Below are 22218 nucleotides of genomic sequence, written 5' to 3' on the forward strand. Positions count from 1 at the left end.
CAGATCACGCGGCGCGCGCGCGATGCTTCTTTTCTTTTTCAAGCCACGTCTCGGCGAAACGCAGCACATCTTCTTCGGTCGTCTGAGGACCCAGAGAAACGCGGATCGCGCTGGCTGCTGTCACCTCATCATATCCCATGGCGGTCAATACCGCGCTGGCCCGGACCTTCCCGCTGGAACAGGCAGAGCCTGCACTTACAGCGAAACCCGCCAAATCCATCTGCATGACCTGTGTTTCGCCCTTCCAGCCGGGGGTTGCGAAACATGAGGTATTTGGCAGGCGGCCCTGACCTTTCCCGACAAAAATAGTAGATTTAGAACCAGCCTCAAGGGCATTTTCTAGAATATTTCTAAATTCACGAACCTGTTCCCAAACGCCGTTGGAAAGATCACGCGCGGCAGCCTCAGCTGCGGCCCCAAAGCCCGCGATTCCAATGACATTTTCCGTGCCCGAGCGTCGGCCCATCTCCTGACCGCCACCCTTGATCAATGCAGGCAGATCCGTGCCACGTTTCATCACGACAGCACCAATACCTTTTGGCCCGCCCAATTTATGCGCCGAAATCAACGCCATTTGGGCACCCATCCAGTTAAAAGCCACCGGCAATTTGCCAAACGCCTGAGTCGCATCCGTGACGGCCAAGCCGTTGGGCAACGTCTGGACCACTCCAGTCTCGGAGTTTGCCAGTTGCAGTGTCGATTGTTCGGGGTTGGACACATCTACAAGACCGGACTGAGAGGCCGGTAAATCTTCGATGATCCACGATCTGATCGCATCGTGCTCAATAGCTGAACCATGCAGATCGCGACCAGCCAAAGCCAAAGCCGCACCCTCCGTCGAACCAGAGGTGAAAACGATATCAGCTCCATCCGCCCCGAATGCCGCGGCAATCTGCGTCCTGGCGCGTTCGACCAAAGCCTTGGCCGCGCGGCCTTCGGCATGGACCGAAGAAGGATTACCGCACAGCTCCATCGCGGCAACCATCGCGTCGCGCGCCTCGGGTCGCAGCGGGGTCGTTGCGTTGTGATCCAGGTAAACACGTTTCATAGATACATCTTTTTCCTGAAGCAAAACGGGCAAACAACGAAAGACATCGGATCACTCATCAACCACGGCAAACAGGCTGGGTACAGCCGGGCACGGAGCCAAGTCGTTCTTGATGACGTCAGACAAGCGGGTCTGGTGCAGAAACACATAGACATGCGCGCTGAGACCTTCCCACAGACGGTTTGTCAAGGACTGCGCCCTGCTTCCTGAAGACGCACCGGATGCACCTGCACCTTTCTGCAGCGCATCAACGTTTTCGTCCACCGCCCCCAAGATTTCGACAACGCGAATCTCGGACGCCGGACGCGCCAGACGGTAACCGCCGCCCGGACCACGGACAGATGCAACAAGATCGGCCCTGCGCAGCTTTACGAACAACTGCTCGAGGTAAGGCAGTGAGATATCCTGCCGTTCGGAAATCTCGCTGAGCGTCACCAGATCGTCTGTCGGCTGCAGAGCGATATCGGCCAATGCGACCATCGCGTAACGACCCTTAGTCGAAAGCTTCATTGTCTTTCCCTCATGGCAGGTTATACGCGAAAACATTGACGCCGCCGCCGCCAGTGCGTATCTCCGACGGGCAGCGCCCTGCGCAAAGCATCACAATTAGAACCGTTCTAAGGTGCCTTACGATTATCGTCAAGTATATCGTAGCACCGAGAAGAAAAAGACAGGACCAAAGCACACATGCCCGAGGTGATTTTTCCCGGACCCGAAGGCCGCCTGGAAGGCCGCTACCACCCGCAAAAGGAAAAAGACGCACCGATCGCCATCGTGTTGCACCCGCATCCACAGTTTGGCGGGACCATGAACAATAAGGTGGTCTATAATCTGCACTATGCGTTCTACAACATGGGCTTCACCGTGTTGCGCTTTAACTTCCGCGGTGTTGGCCGCAGCCAGGGTGAATACGATCAGGGCGTCGGAGAGTTGAGCGATGCCGCATCGGCGCTGGATTACCTGCAGTCGATGAACAACAACTCCAAGCATTGTTGGGTTGCCGGTTTCTCGTTTGGTGCATGGATCGGAATGCAGCTGCTGATGCGCCGCCCTGAGATTACGGGTTTTATCAGCGTGTCGCCTCCGGCCAACATGTATGACTTCTCATTCTTGGCGCCCTGCCCGTCTTCCGGCTTGATCATCAACGGCTCGGCTGACCGTGTGGCCCCGCCTGCGGATACCACTGCGCTGGTCAACAAGCTGCACGAGCAAAAAGGTATCACCATAACTCATAACGAGGTCGAGGGTGCCGATCACTTTTTCCAGGAACGTCACATGGATACGCTGATCACCGATGTCAGCGACTACGTGAAGCGTCGCCTGACCGAGAACACGCGCTGATGTCAAATACCATCACAACCCTCGCAGCCAAACTGGCCGAGGACACTATGAAAGTGATGGATGAAACGGGCAACGACCGCTTCTTTGTTGAGGTGGGCGAGCTTTTGGGCGCGTCCTCCCAAACGCTGGAAGAAGCGTTTCTGACCGAAATCCGTGTGCGCCTTGCCGAACGCAAGGCGCGCAAGTTTGTCATCGAGACGCTGACCAAACACCGATCCAAAATGAAAGCGATTGAAAAGAAATGACCGAAAGACTGTCCGCGCAAATCGAATTTCTGAAACGCGCGGACAGGTTGAAGTCAGTCGACCGCGCCAACACCCTACTGAACCAATCCCGCCACGAGAACGCCGCTGAACACAGCTGGCACTTGGCCTTATGGGCGCTGGTGATGGAGCCGTTGGCTGGCGATGACGTGCGCATAGATCGAGTGATCCAGATGCTGATCTTGCACGATCTGGTGGAAATCATCGTCGGCGATCATCCCATCCATTTGGAAACGGACTGGCAGGCCGTGGAACGTGCCGAACGCGCTGCCGCTGACGCGTTGTTCGGGCTTTTGCCGGATGATCAGACATCAGAATTTCGTGACCTATGGGAAGAGTTCGAGGCCGACACCACCCCGGACGCCAAATTCGCCAAGTACCTGGACCGATGCCAACCCATGTTTCAGGTCCTGTGCGCGCCGAATCCCAACCCTGAACATATCGACGTTGTACGCGACAATCTCAGCGGCGGGCGTGCTGCTTATCTGGCCACAGAGTTTCCCGAGGCTCACGCGTTGGCCTGCGTCATGCTGCAAGGTGCCCCGGCGCCTGAAACTACGTTTTCCGAACGCCTTCCATTCCTGGCCGAAGCGGACAACCTGAAATCCGTTTACCGTGCGTCGCGCCTGTTGTCCGGCGACCGGTTCGAAAACTCGGCTGAGCATTCCTGGCACATCATGTTGTTTGCCTGGGTACTGTCTGAATATGCGCAACCCGGAGTCTCATTGAACCGGGCTCTGAAAATGCTTTTGCTGCACGACATCGTCGAGATCGACGCCGGAGATCACCCCATCCACGGGCCGGTGGACCACGCCGCGCAAGAGGCCGAAGAACTGGCCGCAGCAAATAGATTGTTCGGCCTTCTTCCAACGACACCTCAGGCGGACTTTATGGCGCTGTGGCAAGAATTCGAGGCCGCCGAATCTGCGGATGCCCGTTTCGCCAAGGCGATTGACCGATTTCAAACACCAATCGGTAATCTGGCAACCGGTGGCGGGTCTTGGGTGGATTTCGATGTGACCTTCGCGCAGATTGAACAACGCGTCGGAACGCCAATCAAACGGGGTGCACCGGATTTGTGGTCATGGTTGCGACCGCAATTAGGCGCATTCTTCTCGGAAAGCATCATCGATTGACCCAAAAGAAAAAGGGACACGAATGCCCCTTTTTCCATCGTTTCGGCAGGCGCCTAAACTTGAATACTGTTTAACCGCTCAACAAATTTGGCTGCATTTTTGTCGACGGACCCCCCGCCTGCAAGCCACCCAAGCGCCACGATTAAAGCCGAAGCAACGATGACGGATTTTGCAAATTTCGTCATAACAAACTCATAAAAAAGAAACTAAAAACACTGCAAATCTATCAGAGTTTTTCCGTTTGAAATAGTATGGTTATCCTGACTTTAGGGGTAATTGGAACGCTAGACTGCCTTCCGGGAATTCCACGGCGGTTGCCTCGAATCCCCTTGCCGACAAACAGGATTTCGTGCTCAACCACGCACTGTGCAACTTGATCGAGACCTGCGGTGCCAAAAGCTTATTTCATACTTCTGCTGGCGGTGTTCGCCGAAACGATTGGCACCACGGCTTTGCAGGCCAGTCAGCAATTCAGCCGGTTTTGGCCCTCTGTGCTGGTCGTAATTGGCTATGGGGTTGCCTTCTACCTTTTAGGCCTGACCCTGAAATACATGCCTGTTGGCATCGTTTATGCCATCTGGTCCGGATTGGGGATCGTGTTGATCGCGGTCATCGGCTTCATTGTTTTCGGGCAGCGACTGGATTGGCCTGCGGTGATCGGGCTTGCGATGATTTTGGCAGGAATTTTGATTATTCACCTGTTTTCCAAGACTGCAGGCCACTGACGACCGGTTAGGGCTGGTATATTTTGTCGCGCCGCGCTATGCGCGCGACAACTTCCCGTTCAAAGGCTGACCTCTCATGGACCTGCGCAACATCGCAATCATCGCTCACGTGGACCACGGCAAGACGACCCTGGTGGATGAGCTGCTCAAACAATCCGGCGCGTTCCGGGAAAATCAAGCCGTGGCGGAACGCGCCATGGACAGCAACGATCTGGAGCGTGAGCGCGGCATCACCATTCTGGCCAAGGCGACCTCGGTCGAATGGAAAGGCACGCGCATCAACATCGTGGACACTCCCGGCCACGCTGATTTCGGTGGTGAAGTGGAACGCATTCTCAGCATGGTGGACGGCGTTGTCCTGCTGGTCGATGCCGCCGAAGGCCCGATGCCGCAAACCAAGTTTGTGACTTCGAAAGCGCTGGCGCTGGGGCTGCGTCCGATCGTGGTACTGAACAAGGTCGACAAACCTGACGCCGAACCCGACCGCGCACTGGACGAGTGTTTCGACCTGTTCGCCAACCTAGGTGCTGACGATAACCAGCTGGACTTCCCGGCGATGTACGCCTCGGGCCGTTCGGGCTGGGCCGACATGGAACTGGACGGCCCACGTAAGGACCTGACGGCGCTGTTCGACCTGATCGTCGATCACGTCCCTGCACCGAAGCAGGCCGACAAGAAAGACGAACCTTTCCGCATGCTGGCCACCACACTGGGCAGCGATCCGTTCATCGGTCGCATTCTGACCGGCCGCGTGGAAAGCGGTACTCTGAAAGCAGGCGACAGCCTCAAGGCGCTGAGCCGCGATGGCACTTTGATTGAAAACTTCCGCGCATCGAAGATTCTGGCCTTCCGTGGTCTGGCCCAGCAGCCTATCGACGTAGCCGAAGCCGGTGACATCGTCACCATTGCTGGAATGAGCAAGGCAACCGTGGCCGACTCGTTGGTCTCGCCGCAGGTCGAAGAAGCCCTGCCCGCCCAGCCAATCGATCCGCCGACCATCACAGTGACCTTTGGCATTAACGATTCTCCTTTGGCAGGTCGTGACGGCAAAAAGGTTCAGTCGCGTGTTATCCGTGACCGCCTGATGAAAGAAGCCGAATCGAACGTCGCGATCCGCATCACCGACACCCCTGGCGGCGAAGCCTTTGAGGTTGCCGGACGGGGCGAACTGCAGATGGGCGTTCTGATCGAGAACATGCGCCGCGAAGGGTTCGAGCTCAGCATCTCACGCCCGCAGGTTCTGTTCCGCGAAGAAGATGGCCAGCGTATGGAACCCATCGAAGAGGTCACGATTGATGTGGACGATGAATACTCGGGCGCTGTGATCGAAAAGATCACCGGCTCTCGCAAGGGCGAACTGGTCGAAATGCGCCCCGCTGGTGCAGGCAAGACCCGCATCATTGCTCACGTGCCCTCGCGCGGCTTGATCGGTTATCACGGCGAGTTCCTGACCGATACCCGCGGCACAGGCGTTCTGAACCGCGTGTTCCACGGTTGGGCAGCGCACAAAGGGCCGATCCCGGGTCGTCGTGCAGGCGTTCTGATCTCGATGGAAAACGGCCAGGCCGTGGCGTATGCTCTGTGGAACCTGGAAGAGCGTGGCCGGATGTTCGTTTCCCCGCAGACGGACGTCTATCAGGGTATGGTCATTGGCGAGCATTCTCGTGACAACGATCTAGAGGTAAATCCGCTGAAAGGCAAAAAGCTGACCAACGTGCGCGCAAGTGGGTCTGATGACGCGGTACGTCTGACGCCGCCTATCCAGTTCTCGCTGGAAGAAGCAATCGCGTACATCGACGATGACGAACTGGTTGAGGTCACTCCAAACGCCGTTCGGTTGCGTAAGCGCTACCTGGATCCTCACGAGCGGAAACGGATGGCAAAATCAGCCTGACCCGGCTTGAGGCATTGTTTACAAATAGAAAACAATGCCTCAAATGTGACATATTTGTTTCCAAATAGCTTATTTTTGGAATGAAAAAGCCCGTCACGCTGGCGGGCTTTTCTTTTGTTTTTCATATAGTTTCACCAATAGGTTGCAATTTTCTCGATCTTTGTTGCTGACACTCTTTGATAAAATGCGGCAATATACGGATGTATTTTTGTCAAAACTATGGCACAATTACTTCATTGTAGTGTTTTGGTAACGAGTTTGAAGGAGTAGCGCTATGCGCGTAAGGTCCCGTTTATATTCGATTGTATTTGTATCCGCGACATTCCCATTCATGGCGTCCAGCGCGGCTCAGGCATCTGAGGTTTGTAACGTCAAAACAGCCCGGCAATCTGTTTCAACGGAAACGCTTTGTGGTTGCAAAGTCGTCGACAAAAGGATGCTGCGTTACATCCAGCGCCGCGCGGATTTCGAGGATATCCTGGCGCGCACGTCAGAGTCCTGTCCCCTGTTTGCAGCTATCCTGACAGACATCCCAACCGCGACCGTAACGCGGAATCGGACCAGCGATGACGACAACAGAGATTCTGCCAGCGGCAGCGGCGCTTCGGGTGGAAGCAGTGGTGGCGCAGGAGTTTCTGGAACCAGTGGTGAAGCCGGAAATGGTAACGACGGCGGCGGCGGCAGCAATGGCGGCGGCGGCAGCAATGGCGGCGGCGGCAGCAATGGCGGCGGCGGCAGCAATGGCGGCGGCGGCAGCGATGGCAGCGGCGGCAGCGGCGGTGGTGCCGGTGGAAGTAACGGCGGTGGTAGCAATGGCGGCGGCGGCAGCAATGGCGGAGCGGATTCCGGCAGCGGCAGCGGCAACGGCGGCAGCAACGACGGTGGAAACTCCGGTAGCGGCGATGGAAACGGCGGCAGCAACGGCGGAGGAAACTCCAGCAGCGGCGACGGAAACGGCGGCAGCAACGGCGGCGGAAACTCCGACAGCGGCAGCGGCAATGGCGGCAGCAATGACGGCGGAAATTCGAACAGCGGCGACGGCAACGGCGGCAGCAACAGCGATTCCGGCGGCGGCGGCAGCGATGGTAGCGGCGGCGACACAGGTGGAGCCAGTGGCGGCGGAAGCGATGGCGGCGGCGGCAGCGCCGGCGGTGCCAGCGGCGGCGGCAGCGATGGCAGCGGTGGCACGCTCTGATCTCAATAGCGTGAGCTAATCCATGAAAGCGCTAAATATCCAATGCAGCGCTTTCCAAAAAATAAAGGGGCGAGCCAAGCGTCGCCCCTTTCTTCACGTCATGGATTCCGGGTTAGTCTAAAGAAGAAGTTTAGCTTTTGCCGTACACACCAACCCAATTACTGGGTTTTCTTGGATCTTGCATCCGGAGGAACAGATACCGCGTGGCCGACCATGGTTTGATCCGGTCGGTCAGGTTGTCCAGCACCAGATCCCCGCCCGCGGACCGATAGACCAAAACAGCGTGCGCGTTCCGCCGCGTGTCCAGTACAGTCGCAATCAGAAGCTTACTTGGATCGACTCCAGCTCTGATAAGATCCCTTTTCTTCAAAAGAGCAAAATCCTCGCAGTCTCCCCCCCGTGAGGTCGGCAAAGCCCACCGCTCACGCGTGCGATATTGAGACTGATCCGTAATCGTTTGAGTGGTTGCGTTAACCTGTCGGTTGATCCGCTGAATGATCCGCATTTCCTGCTGGGACGACATTCGTACAGAGGCTTTGCTTGAACACGCCCAGGAATATTGGCGGCACAATTGCTGGGCTCCGGATGGCGGAGGGGACGAGGCGAGTGCTCGAATGAAGTTTCCCTCGCTCGCGTCGACCCCGGAGCCAGCGAACGCTGCCCCGAACACCAAAGCAGCAATCCCGACTGCCCGACCTGAATATGTAGCCAACTGCCCGAGAGCAGTTTTGAGTCCGATATTCACCGATTTCATGCCTGTACCTCGATCCCAGTTTGTTCAACCGATTGCCGACAAACGGGACCGCGTTCACTTACTACCAAGTACTGGTATACGGTACTGCTTGTACAACCTGAGGCGAACCTGCAGGTGAAAAGAGGCGGAATTTCGTAACTTAATATGACCATTTCGCGCAAGAATTAGGGGAAAACCGCCACAATCAAGGCGCAAAATCTTCCAAAGATTCGCTTGATGTCCCAATAATGCGCTGGAATCAAAAAAAAATCCAGACGAGGCAAAAGTGCCACATTTCAGCCCCCAACAAATGTGAGCTGTTCGGCTGGAATCCGCGCATGTGATCGCTCGACCGGCTGAGAATGAGCCGGTCAGAGCCATCAGTGATTCTATTCGGCGATTTCCACAACCACCAGTTCGCGTTCGCTTGCCTCCCGGGCGTGGTCCAGCGCTTGCTGATACTCGGGCGAGTTATAGCACTCCACAGCAGCCTCGACCGAGGGAAAGCGGGCAATCACGTTACGTGGGCGCTCCTTGCCTTCCAATTGGACGTACCGAGCAGCGCGCGCGATGAACGCACCACCGTGTTTGGCAATCGCCGGTCCGGCCAGTTCGGCGTACTTCGCGTATGCGTCGGCATCCTTCACCGTGACATGCGCAATCCAGAGTGCTGCCATCTTATCCTCCCAATACCTGTTCAGCGGCCTTGATCGCCGCATCCGCGTTCGAAGCATCCTTGCCGCCACCTTGCGCCATATCCGGGCGTCCGCCGCCGCCTTTTCCGCCGAGTTCAGCAACAGCTGCGCGGACCAGATCAACCGCAGAGACCTTATCCGTCAGGTCGGCTGTCACACCGGCCGCGACTGCCGCCTTGCCGCCTGCATCCGCGATCAGCAGCACAGCGCCCGAACCCAACCGGCTTTTGTGCTCATCAATCAGTGCGGGCAGGTCCTTGCCCGAGACACCATTGAGCGCTTGCGCCAGGAAAGATACTCCGTTCACATCCCGCGCTTCGCCACCGCCCTGCCCGGCTCCACCGGCCATGGCCAGATCGCGGCGCAATTGTGCAACTTCGTTTTGCAGCGATTTACGTTCGTCCAACAGCGCCTTCACGCGGCCGACAACATCGTCCGGCTGCGCCTTCAGTTCCGACGCGATTTGACTCAGGCGTTGATCCTGATCGGACAGATGGCGCAGGGCTTCATCACCTGTCAGGGCTTCGATCCGACGCACGCCAGCGCTGCTGGCACTGTCGCCCAGAACCACAAAGGTGCCGATGTCGCCTGTTTGCCGAACGTGTGTACCACCGCACAGTTCGATCGACCAAGTTTCGCCATCCTGACCTTTGCCTGTGGGCGCTTTACCCATGGACACGACGCGAACCTCGTCGCCGTATTTCTCGCCGAACAAAGCCTGCGCGCCCAGTTCTCGCGCATCATCAGGGGTCATGATCCGCGTCTCAACGGTCGAGTTCTGGCGGATGAACTCGTTTACGTCACGTTCGACCTTTTGAATCTCTTCACGGCTCAACGCCTTGGAGTGGCTAAAGTCAAACCGCAACCGGTCAGCGGCGTTCAGCGATCCGCGCTGCGCGACATGATCGCCCAGAGTTTCGCGTAACGCCTCATGCAGCAAGTGTGTCGCTGAGTGGTTCGCCCGAATGCCTGTGCGTCGAGCGTGGTCAACCTCAAGCTCCACGGCGTCACCCTTGGAAAGAGTGCCATGTTCGACGGTGACTTTATGAGCGTAGACCTTGCCATCCGCGAACTTCTTGGTGTCCTCGACACGCGCCACATCATCACGTTCTTCCAGACGTCGGATTTCGCCGGTGTCGCCGACCTGACCACCGGCCTCACCATAGAATGGGGTCTGGTTCACAACGACCCAGCCAGAGCCGCCCTTTTCGATCTTGTCGACTAATACTCCATCCACGACCAGAGCCGCGATCTGCCCTTCCGCCATTTCCGTGTCATAGCCAAGAAAATCTGTCGCACCGGCACTGTCCAACACGTCAAACCAAACGGCCTGATCCGCTGCTTCGCCCGATCCGGCCCAGGCCGCACGCGCTTTGGCTTTTTGCTCGGCCATAGCGGCATCAAACCCATCGGTATCTACGGTGCGGCCTTTTTCGCGCAGGGCGTCCTGCGTCAGGTCCAGCGGGAAACCATAAGTGTCATACAGCTTGAACGCGGCGTCACCTGGCAGCGCGGCACCCTCGGCCAAACCAGCGACCTCGTCATCCAGCAGCTTCAGACCACGATCCAAAGTCTGCTTGAAACGCGTCTCTTCCAGCAGCAGCGTCTCTTCGATCAGAGGCTGCGCTTGGCCCAATTCGCTATACTGGGCACCCATCAACTGCACCAGCGTTGGCACCAGACGGTGCATCACCGGATCTTTCGCGCCTAATAGATGCGCGTGGCGCATGGCGCGGCGCATGATCCGGCGCAGCACATAACCACGCCCGTCGTTCGAGGGCATAACACCATCGGCAATCAGGAATGACGTCGAGCGCAGGTGATCCGCGATCACCCGGTGGTGTACGTTCTGGTCACCGTAAGGATCAACACCCGTCGCCTCTGCCGACGCCTCGATCAGCGTTTTGAAAAGATCGGTGTCATAGTTGTCATGGCTGCCCTGCAGCAATGCGCCAATGCGTTCCAGCCCCATGCCGGTATCGATCGACTGCATATCCAACTCGACCATCGAGCCATCTTCGAACTGTTCGTTTTGCATGAAAACGATGTTCCAGATCTCAATGAACCGGTCGCCATCTTCCTCGGCCGAGCCCGGAGGGCCACCCCAGATGTGATCGCCGTGGTCATAGAAAATCTCGGTGCACGGACCGCACGGACCGGTCGGCCCCATCTGCCAGAAGTTATCGCTGGTGGCGATGCGGATGATCCGATCCTCTGGCACGCCGACTTTTTTCCAGATTTCAAAAGCCTCGTCGTCGGTGTGATACACGGTGGTCAGAAGTCGGTTCTTGTCGATACCGAATTCTTTGGTGATCAGTTCCCAGGCAAACGGGATCGCTTCGTGTTTGAAGTAATCACCGAACGAGAAGTTGCCCAGCATTTCAAAGAACGTATGGTGTCGCGCGGTATAACCTACATTATCGAGGTCGTTATGCTTGCCACCGGCGCGCACGCATTTTTGCGATGTTGTCGCCCGTTGATAATCGCGGGTTTCAACACCAGTGAAGAGGTTCTTGAATTGCACCATGCCCGAGTTCACGAACATCAGGGTCGGGTCATTGCGCGGCACCAGTGGGCTGGACGCGACCACTTCATGCCCCTGTTTGGCAAAATAATTCAGAAAGGTTGAGCGGATATCGTTCAGCGTGGGCATAAGGCTCTCTCGGCGCACAATCAATTTGTTCCGAAAACGGTTTATCCCCGTGCCTCAAGAGTGTCCACAGCGTAGGTAGTCCGAGACGAAACAAGGCGGCCCTAATGGACCGCCTTGTCTTCATCAATTCCGCTTCTTAGGGCATGCTTAACCCCCTCGGCGTCAATTATGCTTCAAGGATATCATCTTCTTCAGCCGCGCCGGGCGGCATGTCAAACTCCAAACCGTGGGCAGCGCGAATCTTGTCTTCGATCTCAAGCGCGGCGCGGCTGTTGTCGCGCAGGTATTGCTTGGCGTTCTCACGCCCCTGCCCGATCCGTTCATCGCCATAGCTGAACCATGAACCCGACTTTTCGACCACACCGGCCTTAACGCCGAGATCCAGCAGTTCACCCATTTTCGAGATCCCTTCGCCATACATTATGTCGAATTCGACCTGCTTGAAGGGCGGGGCCACCTTGTTCTTGACCACTTTGACACGGGTTTGGTTACCAACCACCTCATCCCGGTCTTTGATCGCGCCAATCCGGCGGATATCCAGACGGACCGAGCTGTAGAACTTCAGCGCATTACCACCGGTGGTGGTTTCCGGGCTGCCGAACATAACGCCGATCTTCATCCGAATCTGGTTGATGAAGATCACCATGCAATTCGAGCGGCTGATCGAGCCGGTCAGCTTGCGCATCGCCTGGCTCATCAAACGGGCCTGCACACCGACGCTGCTGTCGCCCATATCGCCCTCAAGTTCCGATTTCGGCGTTAGCGCCGCCACCGAGTCGACCACGACCATGTTCACCGCACCCGAACGAACCAGCGTGTCGGTAATTTCAAGTGCCTGTTCGCCGGTGTCGGGCTGGGAAATCAACAACTCATCAAGGTCTACACCCAGCTTGCGCGCATATTGTGGGTCAAGCGCGTGTTCCGCGTCAACGAACGCACAGACACCGCCACGTTTCTGCTGTTCGGCAATGCAATGCAGCGTCAGTGTGGTCTTGCCAGAGCTTTCCGGCCCGTAAATTTCAACAATCCGACCCATCGGCAGACCGCCAATCCCAAGCGCGATGTCTAGACCCAGTGAACCGGTCGAGCTTGCATCGATATCCTGCTTGGCGTCCTCGCCCAGCTTCATGATCGAGCCCTTGCCGAACTGCCGTTCGATCTGCGCCAGCGCGCTGTCGAGCGCCTTTTGCTTGTCTGCGTTTTTCTTGTCGCTCATAGTCAGAAGATCCGCCATTGTCCTGTCGCCTTCTCTTTTGTCACACCCTTGATCGGGCGGCAATCGCTGCTTTGTTCGCCTCTTGTTCCTTATGAGACCAAAAAGAGAACATTTCAACTAAAACTTACAATACTTACTGTTGGGCAATTGTGTTAAAGAGTGGTTTACGCCAATCTGCGCTTGTCCAGCATCTCGATAAAAGGCGATTAAATGCTTGTTTTCTATAAGGAACGCCTTGCGTTTCTGGCTGTTCCCAAGACAGGCAGCACGGCTTACCACACCGCCCTAAGCGATCGCGCGGACTTTGTCGTTACCGGCCCGCCCGAGCTGAAACATGCACCGGTGCGCCGCTATGACAGGTTTTTCCAAAACATTTTTCGCAAAATGTACGACACCGAGATGGAAATCATGGCCGTTGTTCGCGAACCGATCGACTGGCTGGGCAGTTGGTACAAATACCGTAGCCGCGACGACCGTATCGGTCACCCGCATTCAACCCGCGATCTGAGCTTTGATGACTTTGTGCAGGCCTATATGCAAAACCCCCGCCCGGAGTTCGCGGACGTCGGCAGTCAGAGCCAGTTTTTTCGCACACGGAACAACGGATTCGGCGCGACACATGTTTATAAATACGAAAACCAAGACAAAATCCTGAACTTTCTGCAGGATCGATTAAACATGGACATCACTTTACAGCGCGAGAATGTTTCGCCTGTTCGCGAATTATCCTTACGGCAGGAAACGGAAAGGAAGTTCCGCAAACACCATGCAGACGAGTTTGCCTGCCACGACGCCGCGCTTTAACGCGTTAGTTCAATTGCTGGAAAACCGCTTCGGTCAGTTGTGTTAACGAAAATGGCTTAGGTAAGAAAGTTGAGTTCGCGATCTCCGGACCGGAATCTCCGAATGCGCCTTCCGTGTAACCTGACATGAAGATCACGCGCACGTCCGGGCGAGTCTCCATCGCTTTGCGCACCCAGGTTGGGCCATCCATTCCGGGCATAACCACGTCCGTGACAAAGGCGTCCACAATCAGGGAGCCGTCTTCCAGCAGATGCAGTGCCTCTTCAGCCGAGGCGGCCTCAAGCACGGTGTATCCCTTCAAACGCAAAGCCCGCGTGGCGAATGCCCGGACCGGTGCTTCGTCCTCGACCAGCAAGACCACACCCTCTCCTTGCCGCGCACTGGGGTTTTCCGGAATAATTGAGTGATCCTGATTTACCTTTTGCGGTGCGGCGGAAACAGGCAAATACACCGTAAACTCAGTTCCCCGCCCCTGAACACTGTCGACGAATATAAACCCGCCGGTCTGCTTCACGATTCCATAAACAGTCGACAGACCAAGACCCGTGCCTTCACCGGTTCGTTTGGTCGTATAGAACGGTTCGAACACCTTTTGCAGCTTATCCGCCGGGATTCCTGTGCCACTGTCGATCACTTTCACGGTGACGTATTCACCGGGCTGAACTGTCGCGCGATCCCGCCTAAGCGGTTCGGTCAAAGACACAACCTCGGTCTCGATACGCACCTCGCCACCTTCGGGCATCGCATCCCGAGCGTTCACGACAAGGTTCATAAAGACCTGCTCAAGCTGCCTTTTGTCGGCACGCACGGGTTTGAGTACCGGATCATGGCTCAAAGTCAGACGGATTTTCTCACCCACCAGCCGGTTCAACAAATGTATCAGGTCAGAGATCGTGTCGCGTAGATCCAACACTTCGGGCTGCAAAGTTTGTTTGCGCGAGAAGGCCAGCAGCTGGCTGACCAGTGCTGCGGCCCGGTTGGCGTTCTGGTTGATCTGAACCAGATCGCCGTAATTGGGATCGCTTTGATCGTGCCGCAGAAGCAGCAGGTCACAATGCCCCGAAATCGCTGTCAGAAGATTGTTGAAGTCATGCGCCACGCCGCCCGCCAGTTGCCCGACAGCCTGCATTTTTTGCCCCTGCACAAACTGGGCCTCAAGTGTCTTAAGTTCGGTGGCGTCGTTCAGAACGGCCATCAGATACACCCGCCCATTGTTCGTTACACGGCTCAGCGTGACCTGAACAAAAACCTCTTTGTCCTGTCGCGTCAGGCGCAGAAACTCTGAGCGTTGCGCTTCGCCTTCCTCGGCAGCCGTACGCTCTAACCACTCCAATATTGGATAGCCAAGCCCGTGCATGATTTGCACCACGTTCGATTTACCTGGCTGAATCTCTCCGATCAGCTTGGTTGCCATTCGATTGGCTTCAAGAATCTCTCCGTCGGGCGACAGGCACATTACCGGCACGGGCAATTCGACAATGGGTGCATCTCCTTGGTGCGAGCCCTTAGAACTCATCGGAAGGATAAGAAGATCAAGCACGGTTCCGGAATTCGACAGTTCGGAAACGGTAACAGGAACCTGCCCCTCAGACTTTTCGGCCAGCACAACCTCTCCGGCCATTGGCACGTCTCCGGGAAAAACCTGTTTCACATTGTCCGGCCTGAAACCCAACAGGTGCTCAGCCGCGCCATTCACGCGCAAAACTGTACCGTTTCGACCCAGAGTCAGAACGGGGATTGCGACGTCATCCCATTGCCCTTCCTCATCAAGGTGAAACCGCCAACAGAACAGGTCATGTCCGACGCTGAATACCGATATGGGAACCGTCGAACCGACGGTTACGATGTCTTCGCGGGCTTTTTCGTGGATCTCGGCGATGGATTGCAGGCGCAACAAAATCGCAGCGGGGTTCGCGAACATCGATTTCAGGCACTGCTCCAGACGCACGCCAGGAAAAGCGTAAAACCGCGTCCTTGCCCGAGAATTTGCGGTCAGAATGTCCCCGTTTGCATTTGCGATCACTGTGGGAAACAGATCCTGTTCGGCAAAAACCGCCATAACCCTAGCAGTTCTGCGCGCTGACCAATCCGAAATCTGGCCGCGAAGTACAACAAGTAAACCGGCGCACAACAAGGACGCCCCAGCGACAACAAATCCTGTGGTCCAGACTGACGGCAACATGCCTGTCAACGGCATCAAGCTCAGCAGCGCACCCAAGACAACCAAGGGTATTAGTCGGCCAAGCGCCGGTGTGTTGCGGAAAGTCGGCTCGGGAAAAATTTCTGCAGTCTCAGACATTAACAACTCGGTGCGGAAGGCCTTGTCACACTCAGCCCCAATTAGGTTAACGCCCTCTTAAAGTCGACGGCGCTCTCTACCTAAAGTTGTTAATGATTGACGCGTTATCGCGTCAAGTGTGCCGAGAAAAAGCCGTCTGCACCGTGTGTTACAAGCCACGACTTCCGAAAAGTCTCGGTCCATTCCGGATATTTTTCACGGAAATCATCGACGATGTCGCCATTTTCCACATCCAGTATCGAACAGGTGGCATAGGCCAACACTCCATCCGGAGTTATCAGCTTGGACGCGGATCTCAGGATGTCGGACTGAATGACATTCAGTGCGTCCAGCTTTTCCTCGGTCAGCGCCCACTTGCCCGCCGGGGCACGCCGCCATGAACCGCTGCCGGAACAAGGCGCGTCGACCAAAACCACGTCAAAGGGCGCTTGTTGCGCGACCTCATCGGGCTGCAGGCATCTGATCTGAACACCCGCGCGTTTGGCCCTGGCAGGCAGATCCCGCATGCGCCCCGTGTTCACATCATGGGCAAAGACCTCAACGCCCGAATGGGCCGCTAGCGCCAATGACTTGCCGCCGCCGCCTGCACAATAGTCCAGCACACGCAGGCCCGGTCGTAAGTCTAACGCCTCGACAACTGCCTGACTTGCCGCGTCCTGCAATTCGACCAAGCCTCCTTTATACGCGAGACCCTGAGAGATTTTTCGGGCACCTTCAGTGACTTCCAAAGCGGTGTCGCAAGCCGGGTGTGCCTGAGCCGTTATCCCTTCCTCTGCCAAGGCAGCCATCGCGCTGGAACGGTCGGTTTTAGCAAGGTTGGCTCGCAAATGGACGGGTGCCCGACCTTGCAGAGCTTTGGCCGCCCCAACCGTCTGATCTCCAAGCGCGGCTTGAAAGCGCGGCCAGAGCCAGTCGGGGATGTCGTATCGTTCCGCATCTGACGTGAAATCGCGCCCAACTTCTTCGCTGCCGATCTTTAAAGGAGCATGTCTGTCTCCGGAAAACAAACCTTCAGGGTCGTCACCGGTTGCGCGGATTGAGCCGATCATCATCCCGCGCCCGGTCAACGAACCGCCCAATGCCGCAAAGGATCGTTTGCAACGCAGCGCTTCGAACACATGGTCGCGAACGGCCGCGCGGTCCTTGGACCCTGCAAACCGGCTTCGACGCGCCCATCCGGTCAGGGCTTTCTCGACCGGTGCTCCCGCAAGGATATCGTCGAGGATTTCAATCGAAGCCTGAACACGCGCTGCTGGGGTCATGAAGTTTTCCGATTTCACTGAATGGCCCGCGAGGGCTAAAAACGCGAAACGGCGCCCTGGTTGGGGCGCCGCGCTGCAAACTCAGTTGCGTCACATCACCCGGTAGTTCGGGCTTTCGCGGGTGATCTGAACGTCGTGCACATGACTTTCTTTCAGCCCTGCACCGGTGATTTTCACGAAATTGCAGTTCTTCCGCATCTCTTCGACCGTCGCGCAGCCGGTGTAACCCATCGCCGCACGCAGACCGCCGACCAATTGGTGCACCACCGCACTGGCGGAGCCTTTATAAGGCACCTGCCCTTCGATCCCTTCGGGAACCAGCTTGTCGTTTGCTGCGTCCTTCTGGAAATAGCGATCCGCCGAGCCGCGCGCCATAGCGCCGAGGCTGCCCATGCCGCGATAAGATTTGAACGAACGGCCCTGATACAGGATCACCTCGCCCGGGCTTTCATCCGTGCCCGCGATCATCGAGCCGACCATCGCACAGGACGCGCCGGCCGCGATTGCCTTCGCGAAGTCACCAGAGAATTTGATGCCACCATCCGCAATCACCGGAACGTCTCCGGCAGCCGTCGCGCAGTCCATGATCGCTGTCAGCTGAGGCACACCAACCCCGGCAACCATCCGCGTGGTACAGATCGAACCGGGCCCGATGCCCACCTTAATCGCATCCGCGCCCGCATCGATCAGCGCTTTGGTGGCCTCACCGGTTGCTACGTTGCCCGCGATGATCTGAACCTCGTTCGACAGCGTCTTGGCCCGCTTCACCGCATCCAGAACGCCCTGTGAGTGACCATGAGCCGTGTCCACCACGATGATATCAACGCCGGAATCGACCAATTGCTCAGACCGTTCAAATCCCGCATCACCGACCGAGGTTGCGGCAGCCACCCGCAGGCGGCCCAGCCGGTCTTTACAAGCGGTTGGGTTCAGCACAGCTTGTTCGGTGTCTTTCAAGGTAAGCAGGCCGGTCAGCTTGCCGTTTCCATCAACAACCAACAGCTTTTCGATCCGGCGGGCCCGCATAAGGCTCTTGGCTTCTTCCAGATCCGCAGGTTCTTGCAGCATCGCCAGGTTATCAGCCGTCATCATCGCCTTGATCGGCGTATCGTCCGAAGTGGCGAAACGCATATCGCGGTTGGTCACGATGCCAACCACACGACCGCCATCGTCGACTACAGGGAAACCAGTGAAGTTGTACCGCTGAACGAGCGCCTGAGCATCCGCCAGCGTCTGATCCGCGCGCAGGGTTACGGGGTTGTAAACAATCCCAGACTCAAACCGTTTCACCCGCCGTACTTCGCGTGCCTGCTCTTCGACTGTCAGGTTCTTGTGGATGACACCGATGCCACCGGCCTGTGCCATCGCGATGGCCATGCGCGCTTCGGTCACTGTGTCCATGGCCGAGCTGAGCAGTGGGATGTTCATGGTGATCTCGCGCGTCACGCGCGTCGTCGTATCCGCCGTAGCAGGCAGCACCGTCGATGCCCCCGGAACCAAGAGTACGTCGTCAAAGGTAAGCGCCTCACGAATCTGCATCTACTAACCCCATGCAAAAGCCCGTTTGGCGGTGACCCTATTACATGGATTTGAGCCGAGGAAAAGCCCCTGACCTAAACTAGTTTCCCGCTGCAGAGCGATACTACGGTAAAAAACGACGCAAGACGTGCAAAACGTGCCGCTGAATGGCTTTCCCTTTGCGCGTAAACCCATATCTTGCCCGGCATACGCGCGAATACAAAAGGCAGGCCAAAAATGACCACCGACCCCCTTGTCGTCTTTACCCCGTCAGGCAAACGCGGGCACTTCCCCGTGGGTACTCCGGTTCTGACCGCTGCACGACAGTTGGGTGTCGATCTGGATTCTGTCTGTGGCGGTCGCGGGATCTGCTCGAAATGCCAGATCACGCCCAGCTATGGTGAGTTCCCCAAGCATGGCGTCACCGTGTCCGAAAACGCGCTGAGCGAATGGAACGCGGTCGAGCAACGCTATGACGATAAGCGCGGTTTGAAAACTGGACGCCGTCTGGGCTGTCAGGCCACCGTTCAGGGGGACATCGTGATCGACGTGCCACCCGAAAGCCAGGTGCACCGTCAGGTCGTTCGCAAGGCCGCCGCTGCGCGCGCCATCACCATGGATCCGGCGACTCGACTGTACTTCGTGGTCGTTGAAGAACCCGACATGCACTCGCCCACCGGGGATCTGGAACGGCTTGAGCGTGCCCTGCGCGAGCAATGGAACATCGACGCCGTCACCGCCGATCTGTCGCTGTTGTCCAAACTCCAACCCGTTCTGCGCAAAGGCAAATGGGAGGTCACCGTCGCCGTTCACAAAGGTCACAAGGATGACGTGGCGCGTGTGGTCGAAATTTGGCCCGGCCTGCATGAGCACGGGCTTTATGGTCTGGCGATCGACCTCGGATCGACCACCATCGCTGCCCACCTGACCGATCTGGAAACCGGTGAGGTCAAGGCTTCTTCGGGCCTGATGAACCCGCAGATTCGCTTTGGCGAAGACCTGATGAGCCGGGTCTCCTATTCCATGATGAACCCCGGTGGCGATCAGGAGATGACCAAAGCCGTGCGTGAGGCCATCAACGACCTGACAACGTCGATTGCCGAGGAAGCCGGGATCGACGCCGAGTTAATCGTGGAAACCGTGTTCGTCTGCAACCCGGTCATGCATCACTTGCTGCTGGGTCTCGACCCGGTTGAGCTGGGGCAAGCCCCCTTCGCTTTGGCGACGTCGGAAAGCATGTCCCTGCCCGCGCGCGAGATGGACCTGACCAAGATGAACCCGCGCGCGCAGGTCTATATTCTGCCCTGCATCGCTGGCCATGTCGGCGCGGATTGTGCAGCTGTCGCCCTGTCCGAAGAGCCCGGTAAATCCGAGGACCTTGTTCTGATCGTCGACGTGGGCACAAACGCGGAAATCCTGTTGGGCAACACCAGTCGCGTTCTGGCCTGTTCCTCGCCCACTGGCCCCGCATTCGAAGGCGCTCAGATCAGTTCGGGTCAGCGCGCAGCACCGGGGGCCATTGAACGGATCGAAATAGACCCGGTCACGAAAGAACCCCGCTTCCGCGTCATCGGGTCCGAGAAATGGTCGGATGAGGAAGGCTTCGATCAGGACGTCGCAACGACCGGCATCACCGGCATCTGCGGCTCGGGCATCATCGAGGCGGTTGCCGAAATGCGCATCGCAGGCTTGCTTGACGAAGGCGGTCTGATCGGATCGGCCGAGCAAACCGGCACGACCCGTTGCGTTCCTGAAGGCCGCACCCATGCCTACCTTATCCACGATTCAAGCGCCGAGGGTGGCCCGCGCATCACAGTCACTCAGGGCGACATTCGCGCGATCCAGTTGGCCAAATCCGCGCTTTATGCCGGTGCCCGGCTGCTGATGGATGAGATGGAGGTCGACACCGTCGACCGCGTTGTCCTCGCCGGGGCGTTTGGCGCGCATATCTCGACCAAACACGCGATGGTTCTGGGCATGATCCCCGATGCGCCTTTGGACAAGGTCTCGAGCGCAGGTAACGCCGCTGGCACCGGCGCGCGGATCGCCTTGTGCAACATCGGTTCCCGTGCCGAAATCGAACGAGTTGTGCGTGAGATCACCAAGGTCGAGACGGCCATCGAACCGAAGTTTCAAGAGCACTTCGTCGCCGCCAATGCGATTCCTCACAAAACGGATCCCTTCCCCGAACTGGCCCAGGTGGTCACTCTTCCGTCCCCGTCGTTTAACTCTGGCGGTTCGGAAGAAAAATCTGGTCGTCGGCGGCGCAGGAGGTCATAGTCGCCCCTGAATACGGAGGGGCGACATGCAAACAGCAAACGAAGAACAGGCTGAATACTGGGGCAAATCTCCGTCCGGGGTCAAATGGCTGACATATGAAGATCAGCTAGACGATTTGATGGCCCCGGTTCTGAAACTCGTGCTGGAGCGCGCAGAGCTTCAGCCGGGAATGCACGTGCTGGACATCGGATGCGGCACAGGCGCTAGTTCAATCGCTGCATCCCGGGCCGTCGGTTCGGACGGACATGTTCTGGCTGCAGACTTTTCACAGCAATTTCTAGACCGCGCGGCACGTCGCGCGTCCGATGCCGGCGCCGAGAATATCGCGTTTCAATTCGCAGACGCCCAAACCCATCCATTCGCCGAGGGTGAACGGGATGTCATGATCTCGCGTTTCGGTGTCATGTTTTTCGAGGACACCGTGGCGGCCTTCGCAAACATGGCCCGAGCTTTGAAGCCCGGCGGCCAGATGATCTTTGCCGCCTGGGGTCCCTTGGCCGGGAACCCATGGTTTAAACTGCCCCACGTCGCGGCAACCGAACGCCTTGGCACCCCGCCAAAGGTGGACCGCAATGCTCCCGGCCCGCTAGCGTTTCATGATCGGGAGCGCGTCTGCGGGCTGCTGGCGCAGGCAGGTCTGACCGACATTCGCGTCGAGGCTGCGCCGCTTTCTCTGCACTTTCAAGGAACGCTGCAAGGTTGTGCAGAGCTTTGCACCAGCGTTGGCCCCGCGGCCCGCGTCATCGCCCATTTCGACGGTCAGCCCGAGGATGTAGCCGCGATTCAGCATTCCGTTGCCAACGCGTTCTGTCCCTATGCTACCGGGGACGCCGTTCATATTCCTGCCGAAATCAATCTGTTTCAGGCCCGTCGATCCGAGTGATTGGAACTGGCCGTGTACACCATGTTACTGTTGCAGCATGCTTTAAATAACCACAGATCAATTGGAGTCGGTACGGCGTAGTTGTCAGGGTTCAATTGAGTCACATTGGGTATTGCCAGTTGCTTGAACATCGCTGCACGGATTGTGATTAGGCTTCTATCTAGCGATCAATGTCTCGGGTAAATAAGCACTAGTTTGTCTACTGACTCGTCGGGCGTTCAGCACGTGAGCAATTCAATTATTTTTTCCAAACACTATTGTGCGCTTAAGCGA

General features: G+C 57.2%; 18 protein-coding genes. 9 read left to right on the forward strand and 9 right to left on the reverse strand.

What is annotated here, in order from left to right; translation table 11 throughout:
- Nucleotides 1-4: 4 nt before the first annotated feature.
- Together ACR0AA_RS08255 and iscR are read right to left on the reverse strand one after the other, a co-directional pair.
- On the reverse strand, nt 5-1048 hold the full coding sequence (locus ACR0AA_RS08255) for a cysteine desulfurase family protein (RefSeq protein ID WP_480755825.1): 1044 nt from the start codon (nt 1046-1048) through the stop codon (nt 5-7).
- Nucleotides 1049-1099: 51 nt separating this feature from the next.
- Nucleotides 1100-1558 (reverse strand): Fe-S cluster assembly transcriptional regulator IscR, encoded by a 459-nt coding sequence (gene iscR / locus ACR0AA_RS08260; protein WP_480661849.1) that lies wholly within the window; start codon nt 1556-1558, stop codon nt 1100-1102.
- Nucleotides 1559-1735: 177 nt separating this feature from the next.
- Between iscR and ACR0AA_RS08265 the strand changes: the two genes are divergently transcribed.
- The 6 genes from ACR0AA_RS08265 (at nt 1736) to ACR0AA_RS08290 (ending at nt 7602) form a co-directional block, all read left to right on the forward strand.
- On the forward strand, nt 1736-2389 hold the full coding sequence (locus ACR0AA_RS08265; RefSeq protein ID WP_209503893.1) for an alpha/beta hydrolase: 654 nt from the start codon (nt 1736-1738) through the stop codon (nt 2387-2389).
- Complete coding sequence (locus tag ACR0AA_RS08270) at nt 2389-2634, forward strand: hypothetical protein (protein ID WP_480661851.1); 246 nt, start codon at nt 2389-2391, stop codon at nt 2632-2634. The genes ACR0AA_RS08265 and ACR0AA_RS08270 overlap by 1 nt, the downstream gene beginning before the upstream one ends.
- Entirely contained in the window at nt 2631-3788 is a 1158-nt protein-coding gene (locus tag ACR0AA_RS08275) for an HD domain-containing protein (RefSeq protein WP_480755826.1), read from the forward strand. Before ACR0AA_RS08270 ends, ACR0AA_RS08275 begins: the two co-directional genes overlap by 4 nt.
- A gap of 389 nt (nt 3789-4177) precedes the next feature.
- Nucleotides 4178-4513: a DMT family transporter gene (locus ACR0AA_RS08280; protein WP_480661855.1), complete on the forward strand. Its 336-nt coding sequence runs from the start codon at nt 4178-4180 to the stop codon at nt 4511-4513.
- A gap of 76 nt (nt 4514-4589) precedes the next feature.
- Nucleotides 4590-6407 (forward strand): translational GTPase TypA, encoded by a 1818-nt coding sequence (gene typA / locus ACR0AA_RS08285; RefSeq protein ID WP_480661858.1) that lies wholly within the window; start codon nt 4590-4592, stop codon nt 6405-6407.
- 436 nt (nt 6408-6843) lie between these two features.
- Complete coding sequence (locus ACR0AA_RS08290) at nt 6844-7602, forward strand: hypothetical protein (RefSeq protein ID WP_480755827.1); 759 nt, start codon at nt 6844-6846, stop codon at nt 7600-7602.
- Between the two features lie 130 nt (nt 7603-7732).
- Here ACR0AA_RS08290 and ACR0AA_RS08295 read toward each other — a convergent pair whose 3' ends face one another.
- The 4 genes from ACR0AA_RS08295 to recA form a co-directional block, all read right to left on the reverse strand.
- Complete coding sequence (locus ACR0AA_RS08295) at nt 7733-8356, reverse strand: transglutaminase-like cysteine peptidase (protein ID WP_480661862.1); 624 nt, start codon at nt 8354-8356, stop codon at nt 7733-7735.
- Between the two features lie 368 nt (nt 8357-8724).
- Nucleotides 8725-9012, reverse strand: a complete 288-nt coding sequence (locus ACR0AA_RS08300; protein WP_480661864.1) for a DUF1330 domain-containing protein — start codon at nt 9010-9012, stop codon at nt 8725-8727.
- A 1-nt stretch (nt 9013) separates the two neighbouring features.
- Complete coding sequence (gene alaS, locus ACR0AA_RS08305; RefSeq protein ID WP_480661865.1) at nt 9014-11683, reverse strand: alanine--tRNA ligase; 2670 nt, start codon at nt 11681-11683, stop codon at nt 9014-9016.
- 166 nt (nt 11684-11849) lie between these two features.
- Nucleotides 11850-12917, reverse strand: coding sequence for a recombinase RecA (recA, locus tag ACR0AA_RS08310; RefSeq protein WP_480661867.1), 1068 nt, complete (start codon nt 12915-12917; stop codon nt 11850-11852).
- 192 nt (nt 12918-13109) lie between these two features.
- Here recA and ACR0AA_RS08315 point away from each other — a divergent pair, with 192 nt between their 5' ends.
- On the forward strand, nt 13110-13703 hold the full coding sequence (locus ACR0AA_RS08315) for a sulfotransferase family 2 domain-containing protein (protein WP_480661869.1): 594 nt from the start codon (nt 13110-13112) through the stop codon (nt 13701-13703).
- Nucleotides 13704-13707: 4 nt separating this feature from the next.
- Here ACR0AA_RS08315 and ACR0AA_RS08320 read toward each other — a convergent pair whose 3' ends face one another.
- The 3 genes from ACR0AA_RS08320 to guaB all read right to left on the reverse strand — a co-directional run bounded on the left by ACR0AA_RS08320 (nt 13708) and on the right by guaB (nt 18803).
- On the reverse strand, nt 13708-16002 hold the full coding sequence (locus ACR0AA_RS08320) for an ATP-binding protein (protein WP_480755828.1): 2295 nt from the start codon (nt 16000-16002) through the stop codon (nt 13708-13710).
- A 104-nt stretch (nt 16003-16106) separates the two neighbouring features.
- Nucleotides 16107-17264 (reverse strand): RsmB/NOP family class I SAM-dependent RNA methyltransferase, encoded by a 1158-nt coding sequence (locus ACR0AA_RS08325; protein WP_480755829.1) that lies wholly within the window; start codon nt 17262-17264, stop codon nt 16107-16109.
- Nucleotides 17265-17354: 90 nt separating this feature from the next.
- Nucleotides 17355-18803, reverse strand: a complete 1449-nt coding sequence (guaB, locus tag ACR0AA_RS08330; protein ID WP_480661875.1) for an IMP dehydrogenase — start codon at nt 18801-18803, stop codon at nt 17355-17357.
- A 216-nt stretch (nt 18804-19019) separates the two neighbouring features.
- On the opposite strand from guaB, the gene ACR0AA_RS08335 reads away from it, so the two are divergent.
- Nucleotides 19020-21062, forward strand: a complete 2043-nt coding sequence (locus tag ACR0AA_RS08335; RefSeq protein WP_480661877.1) for an ASKHA domain-containing protein — start codon at nt 19020-19022, stop codon at nt 21060-21062.
- Nucleotides 21063-21087: 25 nt separating this feature from the next.
- Nucleotides 21088-21945, forward strand: a complete 858-nt coding sequence (locus ACR0AA_RS08340; protein ID WP_480661879.1) for a class I SAM-dependent methyltransferase — start codon at nt 21088-21090, stop codon at nt 21943-21945.
- Nucleotides 21946-22218: the final 273 nt, after the last annotated feature.

It is taken from the genome of Ruegeria sp. CE8 (assembly GCF_056537465.1).